This window comes from Vibrio alginolyticus NBRC 15630 = ATCC 17749, assembly GCF_000354175.2.
Taxonomy (GTDB): domain Bacteria; phylum Pseudomonadota; class Gammaproteobacteria; order Enterobacterales; family Vibrionaceae; genus Vibrio; species Vibrio alginolyticus.
In genome coordinates this window covers 1768857-1780786 of sequence record NC_022359.1, presented here as the reverse complement: position 1 = coordinate 1780786, position 11930 = coordinate 1768857, and the positions used below count along the sequence as shown (strand labels likewise).

7 protein-coding genes are annotated in these 11930 nt (G+C 45.0%); 6 read left to right on the top strand and 1 reads right to left on the bottom strand.

Annotation, left to right across the window (positions count from 1 at the left end; translation table 11 throughout):
• Positions 1–60 precede the first annotated feature (60 nt).
• Positions 61–486: a universal stress protein gene (locus tag N646_RS23115; RefSeq protein WP_005375398.1), complete on the bottom strand. Its 426-nt coding sequence runs from the start codon at positions 484–486 to the stop codon at positions 61–63.
• A 445-nt stretch (positions 487–931) separates the two neighbouring features.
• Here N646_RS23115 and N646_RS23110 point away from each other — a divergent pair, with 445 nt between their 5' ends.
• The 6 genes from N646_RS23110 to N646_RS23085 all read left to right on the top strand — a co-directional run bounded on the left by N646_RS23110 (position 932) and on the right by N646_RS23085 (position 11778).
• The gene (locus N646_RS23110) at positions 932–2503 is read left to right on the top strand and encodes an ATP-binding cassette domain-containing protein (protein ID WP_017821527.1); all 1572 of its coding nucleotides are present in this window, start codon (positions 932–934) and stop codon (positions 2501–2503) included.
• A gap of 206 nt (positions 2504–2709) precedes the next feature.
• Positions 2710–4869: a prolyl oligopeptidase family serine peptidase gene (locus N646_RS23105; RefSeq protein ID WP_017821526.1), complete on the top strand. Its 2160-nt coding sequence runs from the start codon at positions 2710–2712 to the stop codon at positions 4867–4869.
• Between the two features lie 527 nt (positions 4870–5396).
• Positions 5397–6188, top strand: a complete 792-nt coding sequence (locus N646_RS23100) for a hypothetical protein (RefSeq protein WP_017821525.1) — start codon at positions 5397–5399, stop codon at positions 6186–6188.
• Positions 6189–6278: 90 nt separating this feature from the next.
• Positions 6279–7421, top strand: coding sequence for an efflux RND transporter periplasmic adaptor subunit VmeP (gene vmeP, locus N646_RS23095; RefSeq protein WP_005391278.1), 1143 nt, complete (start codon positions 6279–6281; stop codon positions 7419–7421).
• Between the two features lie 10 nt (positions 7422–7431).
• Positions 7432–10572, top strand: coding sequence for an efflux RND transporter permease subunit VmeQ (gene vmeQ, locus N646_RS23090; RefSeq protein ID WP_017821524.1), 3141 nt, complete (start codon positions 7432–7434; stop codon positions 10570–10572).
• A gap of 120 nt (positions 10573–10692) precedes the next feature.
• Positions 10693–11778, top strand: a complete 1086-nt coding sequence (locus N646_RS23085) for an OmpP1/FadL family transporter (RefSeq protein ID WP_017821523.1) — start codon at positions 10693–10695, stop codon at positions 11776–11778.
• Positions 11779–11930: the final 152 nt, after the last annotated feature.

Below are 11930 nucleotides of genomic sequence, written 5' to 3'. Positions count from 1 at the left end.
TTTCAATATCAATAAAAAACCACCAAATAAATTGGTGGTTTTGGGAAGTGTTACGTTTTACTAATCATGAATAGGGACGACTAGAATATCCACCGGTGACTTGTTAATTAAGTGTCTGGAGTAAGAAATAATCTTGCTCCAGAAATCTTGGTGGTGGCCACAAATCAGAAGATCCACTTCTTGCTCTTTAATGGTGACCTCTAATTTATCAGCTAAGTCGCCAGTACCTACGAAGAAATGTTTAAGTGGGTAATCCATGTAATCACTAAATGTTTTTAAACATTCCATTGAATGCTCATTCAACGGCCTTTGATCCGGGTTTTCTTTAATGTCTACAAGCTCACGATAGATTTCTCCGTGCGTACCATCAATATGAATAAAGGAGATATCGGAGTCGAGATAGTTTGCCATTGATACCGCTCTGTCGATAAGCACGGTGCTTTCATCTGACAGTTCGAGTGCAACAAGGATATGTTTGTATTTCATAACCACGCCCTTATGTGGATTATCTTTACCCTAAGCATAGTATGGCTTGGATAAAAATTGTGTTGCTAAGATCTCGAAATTGTTCAAAGACTTGTTAAAAAGTTAATGTGATATAACAACTTACTGTGAAACTTTCTTTTTGTTCACATTTGGTTAGAAAGCTTGCTTTTTGAACAAAAAAGCGGCTACACTCTGTGCATCATTTCTCTAGGAGATTACGCCAACATGAAGAACTAAACCTGTCATCCATATTTTTACTTATTTTTTGGATCTGCAGGGTTAGTAGGCGTAGCTCACTTTCCGATATTTCTTTGCAACAAGACGACTTTTTGATTTGACGTATATCGTCGAGCTTTACATAGAGCTTAATGCGTTTGTGCACGCGTTTTGTTGCCATTTCAAATCATAGCTACGGCTGTTGTCCCTGTCATACAGGAGGCAAATTATGCCAGTTTTACAAGCTTTTAATGTTAGCCATCAGTTTGATAATGGCGATACGCTATTCCAGTCTATTTCTTGTTCCATGACTAAACGACGTGTTGGTTTGGTTGGGCGCAATGGCATCGGCAAGTCGCTTTTGGCTTCCATTTTAGCGGGAGAAACTCAGCCTGCCAGCGGTGTTGTGACTGCTCCCTCTTCTTTCATGATGTATCGCCAGCAGCCGTCTGATCTGCTATCAGGTCAGCAATCGATCGCCCAGTTTCTGGGCAAAGATGCGGTCTTGCATGCTTTAAAGCAGATTGAACAAGGTGATGTTTCTGAACATTGGTTCGAACTGGTTGGTGAGCAGTGGGATATTGAATTAAAACTCAAACAGCAGCTCGCTGCGATGGGATTACCGCAAGACCCTGATTTCTCTTGTGCTCGGCTCAGTGGTGGTCAGTTGGCACGTTTGCAGCTATGGCAGTTGTTTGAAAACGAAACGGAGCTTTTGATTCTCGATGAACCATCCAATCACCTCGATACCCAGGCGAAACAATGGCTGATAGAGTCTATGACGCATTTCAGCGGCGCGATTTTACTCATCAGTCACGATCGTGAGCTGCTGCGAGAGATGGAGGAAATTTGGGAACTCTCGGGCCTAGGCTTACAAGTTTTTGGTGGAAATTACGATGTGTACGCCGAGAAAAAACGCACTGAACTGCAAGCGATCGAGAGGCAGTTAGCGCAAGTCGATAAACAGAAAAAACGGTTAGCCGAGCAAGCCCAGAAAAATCGCGAAAAAGCAGACCAACGCGCCGCGCAAGGGAACAAACTGCGCAAAGAAGGCAGTCAGCCCAAAATTTTGCTTGATGGAAAAAAGGATAGTGCGACCGCCAGCGCCTCAAATCGCAATAAGAATGAGCAACTCAGACAAGCGCATTTACAAGCCAAAGAACAGGCGTTGCAATTGCGACATGAGCAACTCAAGGCGCAAAAGCTTTATCTTACAGATAATCCGAACCGTTCGCGAAAAGTATTGTCGATACAAGAAGGTATATTACCTTTTGGGAATTCTACACCTATCACGTTGCAGATTTTTGCGAACGACAAAGTCCATCTCAAAGGGAAAAATGGCTGCGGAAAATCAACCTTGTTAAAGACGTTGCTTGGCGAGTTATCGTTGCAGAGTGGTGAGCTGAAAGTGAATACGCCTTTGTATTATCTCGACCAACATTTTGGTGCAGTGAATCCAAATCTTTCGTTACTTGAGAACGTAATGGAGAGCTGCCAAGAGATGACGGAAAGTGAAGCGAGGACCTTATTGGCCGGGATCGGTTTTCGTCGAGATGCAGTGTTTCGATTGGGGCGCCTACTGAGCGGTGGCGAGAAGATGAAGCTCGCGATGCTGATAGTCAGCCACCAAAATTCTCAGCCTTTGCTGCTGCTTGATGAACCAGATAACCATCTCGACCTCGAGTCAAAAATAATGCTTAGTCAGGCGTTAAATACATACAAAGGTGGATTTGTTCTGATCAGTCACGACCAAGATTTCGCTTCTGAGTCTGGGGTTTTGCGCCAAATCGAGCTGACTTAGACGAAAGAGAGTAAACGCCATCGTAGCTCTTCAGTATTGTTCCCAAGTTCTACACCGCCACTTACTAGTTTGTAGAACTGGAAGGAAATGAGGGAGTTAGGATGGCTTTCACAACTCGTTTAATGAAATTAGATTCATTTTGTCGATATATAGTAGAGTTCTGATGTATTGCACAAAAAGACAACAGAAAAATAAAAAGGAATTTCATGAAAAAGAATACCCTAGCACTCACAACGGCTCTCGTACTCGGAAGTGTGTTGTCTGTGGCGTATGCAAATGAAGCGGCGCAATCGTCGGTTGAACAGGTAAGCCCCAAAGCCATCACGTATCCAACCACACAAAAAGTGGATGTTGTCGATGACTACTTTGGTACAAAAGTGAGTGATCCTTATCGCTGGTTGGAAGACGATCTCAGCCCAGAAACCGCAGAATGGGTTAAGGCACAAAATGCAGTGACGTTTGATTATCTGTCGAAAATCCCTTACCGCGAGCAGATTGAAGAGCGCATCACTAAGCTCATGGACTACGAAAAGCAAAGCCAACCGTTCAAAGAGGGTAAGTTCACTTATTTCTACAAAAATGACGGGCTACAAAACCAAGATGTGCTTTATCGGCAGTTAGGTGATGGCGAAGCAGAAATTTTCCTCGATCCAAATACTTTTAGTGAAGATGGCACCACATCGTTAGCGGGAGTGAGCTTTTCACGAGATGGATCTTTGGTTGCATACAGCATTTCGGAAGGCGGTAGCGATTGGCGCAAAGTCATTGTGTTAGACACAGAAACCAAAAAGCCAGTCGGTGAAACGCTGGTGGATATTAAGTTCAGCGGCATCAGTTGGCTCGGCAATCAAGGTTTCTATTACTCAAGTTATGACAAGCCACAGGGGAGTGAACTCTCCGCGAAGACAGATCAACACAAGCTCTACTTTCATAAGCTTGGGACGAAACAAAGTGAAGACCAACTGATTTTCGGCGGGTTTGAGGAAGAGAAATACCGTTATGTTGGCGGCTATACGTCGGATGATGAACGCTACTTGTTTATCTCAGCCAGCGTATCGACATCGGGTAACAAACTGTTCTTTAAAGATCTGAGTAAGCCAAACAGCCCACTTAAAACCATTTTAGATAACACCAGTTCTGATACTTGGGTAATAGACAACCAAGGCACGAAGCTGTACTTGGTTACGAACCTTAACGCGCCGAACAAACGCGTCGTGACGGTGGATGCGAGTCAGCCGCAGCCCAAAAACTGGAAAGATTTGATCCCTGAAACAAAGAATGTGTTACGCGTTTCTACCGCGGGTGGCAATTTGTTTGCGAGTTATATTGTTGATGCGATCTCGATGGTGAAGCAATACGACATGAACGGCAAACTCATCCGAGAAATCAAATTGCCTGATATTGGCAGTGCATACGGTTTCTCGGGTAAAAAAGAAGAAACCGAAGTCTACTATTCTTTCACCAACTACAAGATGCCAAGCACTACGTATCGTCTGAACATCAAAGATGGTGATAGCGAGGTGTACTACAAATCTAAAGCGCCATTTGATCCAGCTTTGTATGACTCTCGCCAGGTGTTTTACACCTCAAAAGACGGAACAAAAGTGCCGATGATCATCACCTATAAAAAAGGGACACCGATGGACGGCAGTGCACCAACCATCCTATATGGTTATGGCGGTTTCAACATTAGCCTCACACCATCTTTTAGCCCGACACGTGCAGCTTGGTTGGAGCTTGGTGGTGTTTACGCGGTAGCGAACATTCGTGGCGGTGGGGAGTATGGTAAAGAGTGGCACAACGCTGGCATTCAAATGCAAAAGCAAAATGTGTTTGATGACTTTATTGCGGCGGCTGAATTCCTAATGGATGAAAAGGTAACGTCATCAAACAAGTTAGCCATTAACGGTGGATCGAATGGTGGCTTGTTAGTGGGGGCAGTTATGACGCAACGTCCAGATCTGTTTAAAGTGGCGCTGCCAGCAGTCGGCGTACTGGATATGCTGCGTTACCATACTTTTACCGCAGGTGCTGGTTGGGCGTATGACTACGGTACGGCAGAGCAAAGTAAAGAGATGTTCCAATATCTGAAAGGTTATTCGCCAGTGCACAATGTAAAAGCGGGGGTGGAATACCCAGCAACATTGATTACAACCGGTGATCATGATGACCGTGTTGTTCCTGCTCACTCATACAAATTTGCTGCTGAGTTGCAATCGAAGCAAGCGGGTTCAAATCCGACTTTAATTCGCATCGAAACCAATGCAGGACATGGTGCAGGCACACCAACGCGTAAAATAATTGAGACAAATGCAGATATTTATAGTTTTGCACTGTTCAATATGGGAATAGAGAAACTGCAATAGTGCGAATTGTTTGCGTTTTAGTTATCGAAACGCATCGGCGCTTTATCGCTCGATAATAAAAGGGAATCACAGAGAGTGATTCCTTTTTATTTATTATAGGCCTACTATTCTAATCTGATGCTAGGCTAATCAAACTAAGGTTTTTTACATTATTATAATGTTCTAATTAATCTGAAGAGTGTGGTACGATCGAAATGAAACATTGATCGCGATCACCTAAATCCATTGCACTCTCTATTTATATGGTAAAATTAATTAATCATTTGTTCTAATGATAATTGAATTTTCATAATTTTTAATATTTCCTTCTTCATTAGTATTACCAAATTTCAAGTTATATAAGATATAAGTAGCGGTGATTGAACTTTTACGATGCTTTATTTTATTTTAATTAAAACGTCGAATGTTTCGTCATTATTGAATTTGCTTTGATAATTTATGTTATCCAAAGCGAGTTGTGTTGCTTGCTATTTATGATGACCTCATGACGTGAATAATTTTATAATCATTAAAATGGATACAGTTTTATGAATTTAGTGAAACCGTCTGTTGCCATTGTGGTTGCAGCCCTACAACTCGCGTCTTCTGCCTATGCGCAAACAAACAATAGCGAAGAACTACAAGATATGTCTGACCCACTTGCGGTATACACCCAAGCTGGCTTTGGTATTACTGATAAAGGCGCGAACATCAAAATCGGTCAAACTTACCAATCTAGCCAGCCTGGTACCATGGCGATGAACATCATTGAAATGAAAGGCATTGGTGGTGAGCTATTTGGCATTCGCGACAATGACGATCCAATATATGCCAACGTTGATGACAGCATTGACTCTTTCCGACTACGTAATTTCCAAGTAGAAGTCGCAAAAGGTCTAGGCCGTCAATTAGATGTAAACTACGACGTTGATAACGATAAATTAGATGCATCTTATAGCTTTATTCAAGGTCTACCTAAGTTTGGTATGTTGCAGCTATTTCCTTTAGCTGGTGCGGGTGTCACTATTGCTAATGATTTTAGTGGTGATGACAAAGGTTATGAAATTCCAGGTACTTTCACTGTTGTGGGTATGTACTCAAAAATTGAATTAACCGATAAAATCTGGATTAACTACAACCCAATGTATATGCATACGTTGTCAGGGTCTAGTCAATATAAAGATACTTATTACGCGGGTGAAGATAATATCTTGACTCATGAGTTTGCGTTGTCTTATCAAATTAATCCTCGCGCAAATATTCGTTACTTTGCAAACTGGAATGAGCACGTTAATTTCGGTGATGGTGATCACCGTATCGAATTTAACTACCAATTCTAACTCCCTCGTTTATTTCCAGAATAGAAAGTGTGTTTATCCATATATTTAAATATTTAGGCTAGGGCACTTTCTAAATAAAGTAGGTTTATCATGAAAGCCAAATATAAATTTGCGTTGGTATCTATTGCTATATCTTCTGCATTACTATCAGGATGCAAAACTGGCGATATCGCAACGAAAACAGCCCAAGCACCCTCTGTTGAAACCGTTACCCTAACCGAAACAAAAATCACTCCTTATCATACTTTTATCGGTCGAACTGAAGCGGTAAATGACGTTGATATTATGCCTCGAGTCGGTGGCGAATTAACCGCGATTCATTTTAAAGATGGCGATATGGTCGAAAAAGGCCAATTGCTGTTTGAAATCGACGACCGTCCTTACAAAGCGGCACTGGCGTATGCAAAAGCGTCGTTGCAAAAAGCAAAAGCACAACTCGTTCAAACTACGCGTGATGCAGAACGTGTGAAGAAACTCATCAAAGATAAAAGCATCAGTGAGCAGCAATACGATGACGCCATTGCCGCGCACGCCGCAGCGATTGCTTCGGTAGAAGAGGCGAAAGCGACGCTGGTTTCAGCAAGGCTCGATCTTGAGTTTAGCTCTGTGCGTGCTCCTTTCTCTGGCCGCGTGGGTTTCAGCAACTTCCGAGTGGGTGACCGTATTTCGAAAATTCAACTCGTTCCTCTTGTTTCGATCACTCAAATCGACCCAATTCGCTTTGGCTTTGATGTGGATGAGAAGCTCTACCGCCGAGTAAGAAGTGCCATTGATGTGGCTCATCGTAACGATGACAAACTGGATGTTGATTTAACACTGACGCTTTCAGACGGCTCATTGTATCCACTTGATGGCAAGATCTACGCCGTTGGCAACAAGATCGATTTAGAAACAGGCTCAATTCGAGCAGAAGCACAATTCGATAACCCAACTTACGCGCTTATGCCGGGTGAATATGGCAACTTGACCATCAAGCTGCGCAACAAAACCATTGATGGTTTGCTTATCCCATCGGCGGCTGTTCAACAAGACCAAGCGGGTGACTACGTCATGGTGGTTGGTGATGATCACGTGGTGTCTCGTCGTAACGTTGAACTCGGTCAGACCTACGGTGTGAAACGTGCTGTGCTGACTGGTTTGGCGGCTAACGAAAAAGTCATCGTCAATGGTCTACAAAAAGTGCGTCCGGGTGCAACGGTGAAAGACGTTGAGCTACAGAGTGAACAAGGCTGAGTGAGTACTGATGTTAAGTAAATTTTTCATTCACCGGCCGAAGTTTGCTTTGGTGATCTCACTGGCTATGACATTGATGGGCATGATCGCCCTGAAAGTCTTGCCAATTTCTGAGTATCCTCAAATCTCTCCAACGGTAATTACGGTGAGCACCATGTATCCGGGGGCAAACGCGGACGTGGTTAAAAAGACCGTAGCACAACCGATAGAAGCCAAAGTCAACGGCGTTGAAGACATGATTTACATGTCTTCTGTGATTGGTAACGATGGCTCATACACATTGCGTATTTACTTCCGAGTGGGCGCAGATGGCGATATGGCGCAGGTTCGTGTGAACAACTTGGTGGCACAGGCGACGTCGTCTCTACCACAAGAAGTAAACCAAATCGGTGTGACGGTTAAGAAGAAATCTTCCGACATGCTGGGCGTTATCACACTGCGTTCTCCGAAACAGTCTCACGACAGTATCTACCTTTCTAACTACGCGGATCTCAATATTGTCGAGCGTCTAAAACGTATCGAAGGTATGAGTGACATTACGCTGCTGGGTAAGAAAGACTACTCAATGCGTATTTGGTTGAACCCAAATAAACTGGCTACCTTGAAGCTTTCTGCTAGCGATGTTATTGGCGCAATTAAAACGCAAAACATCCAAGTGGCGGCGGGTAAGATCGGTGGTATGCCAGCTCCGGGTGACCAGCAATATCAATATGTTTTGCAAACCAAAGGCCGCCTTACTTCTGCGGAAGAGTTCGAGAACATCATCATCCGCGCGAGCAAGAAAGGTTCTTTGATTCGCTTGAAAGATGTGGCTCGTGTGGAAGTTGGCGCACAAGGTTACGAAGCTGATGGTCGTATGAATAACGAACCAGCCGCCGTTCTGGCATTGTACCAGTTGCCGACAGCGAACGCGCTAGACGTGATGGAACGCGTGAAAGAGGCAATGAAAGAGTACGAGAAATCGTTCCCAGATGATTTGGTTTACGACATCGCTTATGACTCTACCGAATACGTAGAGACATCGATTGATGAAGTGTACGAGACGTTGGTGATTGCGGTACTTCTTGTCACCTTCGTTGTGTATGTTTTCTTGCAGAACTGGCGAGCGACCATCATTCCAACCTTTGCGATTCCGGTTTCCATCATTGCGACGTTCGCAATCATGGGCGTGATTGGCATGACCATTAACACGATCTCGTTGTTTGGCTTGATCCTCGCCATCGGTATCGTGGTGGACGATGCGATCATCGTGGTAGAGAACGTGGAGCGGGTTATCCATGAAGAGCATTTAGACTCGATTCCGGCCACGATCCAAGCTATGAAAGAAGTGACGGGGCCAGTATTGGCAACAACGCTTATTTTGTTGGCGGTATTCGTACCGGTTGCGCTATTGCCGGGTATTTCCGGTCGAATGTTCAACCAGTTCGCAGTCACCATCTGTGTGTCGGTGCTGATCTCTGCGATCAACGCATTAACGTTAACGCCAGCGCTTTGTGCGTTGATGTTGAAATCAACTCACTCGCAACCTATTGCGCCTTTGCGTGCGTTTAATCGAGGTTTTGAAGCAATAACGCGCAAATACCAAGGTTTAGTTGGCTTCTTGAGCCGTCGTATTGTGCTGAGTATCGGTGTGTATGGCGCGCTTATTGCGGTGCTGGCATTTGCGTTCATGACCGTACCTTCCTCTTTCGTACCGAACGAAGACAAAGGCGTGTTCATGGTCGAAATGCGTTTGCCAGACGCAGCAGCATTGCAGCGTACTGCACCATTAATGAAGAAGTACGTTGATGAACTAAAACAGATGGAAGGTGTGGAGAACGTGGTTTCGGTTGCGGGCTTCTCGGTAATTAACATGGCGTCGATTCCAAACTCGGGCATGTTGATCATCAAACTGGATAACTGGAGCAAACGTAAAGACCCTGAGCTACACCAACGCGCATTGATGAATAAAGTTAACCAAATGCTGAACTCAACACCAGATGCCGCTTCGTTCGTTTTCGCGACGCCGGCAATCAAAGGTATGGGTGCGGTAGATGGTTTCAACCTTGTGCTGCAAGACAACTTGGGCCGTTCTCCACAAGAGTTGGCAAAAACAACCGCTGATTTTGTTGCCCAAATCAACCAACTGCCTGAAGTGGCGCGTGCGTTCTCGATTTTCCGTGCCAACATTCCGCAACGTTACATCGATATTGACCGCGATAAAGCGATTTCGATGGGCGTACCGTTGAATGAAATCTTCAGCACACTGCAAGCGCAGTTGGGCGGTGCCTACATTTCTGACTTCAACTTGTTTGGTCGTTCGTACCAAGTGAAAGTGCAAGCAGAAGAGCAATATCGTGACAACATCGACGACATCGACCATCTGTTTGTTCGTTCTAGCTCTGGAAAAATGGTGTCACTGGCAACGCTAGTGAAAGTGAAGCCGATCTTCGGCCCTGATACCTTGTCGAACTACAACATGTTCAGTTCTGCAACCGTGAACGGTGCGCCAGCGCCAGGCTACAGCTCGGGTGATGTTGTAAAAGCCATTGAAAAACTGGCTGCAGAATCTTTGCCAAGTGGTTACTCGTACGAGTGGTCAGGCATGACTTACCAAGAGATGAAAGCAGGCAACATGGCACCAATCGCGTTCGCATTGTCTTTGCTGTTCACCTACTTGTTCTTGGTGGCTCAGTACGAAAGTTGGACCATTCCTGCTGCGGTAATGATGGCGGTTCCAGTCGCGATTCTCGGCGCAATGGGCACGCTACTGCTGGTGGGACAACCGTTCGATTTGTATGTGCAGATTGGTGTGGTCATCTTGATCGGTATGTCCGCCAAAGTGGCGATTCTTATCGTGGAATTTGCCAAAGTTCTGCGAGAAGAAAAGGGCTTATCCATCATTGATGCTGCCAAAGAAGCTGCTCGAATCCGTTTCCGAGCAGTACAGATGACCGCATTTGCCTTCATCTGGGGGGTATTCCCGTTGGTGATTGCATCGGGTGCCGGTGCGGCATCTCGTCACTCACTGGGCTTTGCGGTATTCGGCGGCATGATTCTCTCTACGTTTGTTGGCACGTTACTGACGCCAGTGTTCTTCGTGATGATGCAATCTCTGCGCGAGAAGTTTAAGCGAAAGAAACCCACTGAACTTGAGGTGAGCGAGCAATAACGCTGATTTCAACTGACTGACTCCACAACACCCCCACGCTGTGTGCGATTGGCCAATGCCTTTCATTGATATACAACCACCGTCGCAGCGTGGGTTCCCCTAACAATAATAGGTTTTAACATGAAAAATCTTTCAAAAATCGTCGTAGCGAGCTCTCTACTGACTTGTGCTGCTGCGCAAGCGGGTGGGTTATACCTTTACGAAACTACAGCATCGGATATTGGTTTGGCATCCGCTGGTATGGCGGCTCGTGCGCAAGATGCCTCAGTAATGGCAGCAAACCCGGCTGGTCTGGCGAATGTTTCTGGTAAATCTTTCTCTGGTAACCTGATTGGCCTTTACGGTGACGCGCAACTAGACACGATGACTGGCGATGCGGGCAACGTGATTGGTTTTGTTCCTATGGCGTCGGCATTTTACAGCCAACAAGTGAACGACAAATGGACGCTGGGTATTGGTCTGTATGGCAACTACGGTCTTGGCCTAGAGTACGAAGGTCTTTTGGATAATCATTTAGATATTCCTACAGCAACGACACAAGCGTTGACCATTCAACCTTCCGCTTCTTACCGCATCAATGATCACTGGTCTGTGGGTGCGGCGCTTGGCATTCAGTACGGTATGTATGAAGTGGAAACGAAGGGAGCCTTGAACTTCAATGACGAAGACCAAGATACTCAGCTCAACGGCCGAGTAGGTGTGCTTTATGAAGCAACACCAGGCACGCGTCTTGGTCTGTCTTACTCTTCTGAAACCGAATTTGAATTCGACAATAGTAACTCCATTGCTCCGCAACAACTGATCTTCAGTGCTTACCACGAAGTGAATGATGACCTAGCGGTGATGTGGAACGTGAACTGGCAAGACTGGAGCGAATACACAACCACGCTGAACGTAGAGACACAAGACACTTACCAAATCGCATTGGGTACTCAGTACAAACTGAATGAAAAAATGATGTGGAATGCAGGTTTTGCATTCGATACCAGCATGTATGAAAGTCAATCAAACGGTGACATTACCGTTCCTACTGGCAAGGCGTACCGCATTGGTACAGGCATTGATTACAAATTGGATTCAGAAAACTCAATTGGTTTCGCGTTTGAAGCGATCTTGATGGAATCGTCAAAAACGCCACGCTTACAAGCTGGTTTTGATGAGCCTGCGCTGTACTTCATGAGCATGAGCTACAACTGGAAAAACTAATCATTCCTAATCGCTAAAACGCCTTCCTTACAGGCCATTCTACCCTAACTACCTGCACTGGATGCTGTCACACCATCTAAGGTAGTTAGGGCGCTTCTGTCACATCCAGTGAGTGATGATTCAAAAAGTATCTGCGCAGCTAAGTGCGGGTA

Bases quoted from the DNA above. Each gene is read 5' to 3' on its own strand.
- vmeQ (WP_017821524.1), top strand. From the start codon at position 7,432: ATGTTAAGTAAATTTTTCATTCACCGGCCGAAGTTTGCTTTGGTGATC.
- N646_RS23085 (WP_017821523.1), top strand. From the start codon at position 10,693: ATGAAAAATCTTTCAAAAATCGTCGTAGCGAGCTCTCTACTGACTTGT.
- N646_RS23105 (WP_017821526.1), top strand. From the start codon at position 2,710: ATGAAAAAGAATACCCTAGCACTCACAACGGCTCTCGTACTCGGAAGT.
- N646_RS23110 (WP_017821527.1), top strand. From the start codon at position 932: ATGCCAGTTTTACAAGCTTTTAATGTTAGCCATCAGTTTGATAATGGC.
- N646_RS23115 (WP_005375398.1), bottom strand. From the start codon at position 486: ATGAAATACAAACATATCCTTGTTGCACTCGAACTGTCAGATGAAAGC.
- N646_RS23100 (WP_017821525.1), top strand. From the start codon at position 5,397: ATGAATTTAGTGAAACCGTCTGTTGCCATTGTGGTTGCAGCCCTACAA.
- vmeP (WP_005391278.1), top strand. From the start codon at position 6,279: ATGAAAGCCAAATATAAATTTGCGTTGGTATCTATTGCTATATCTTCT.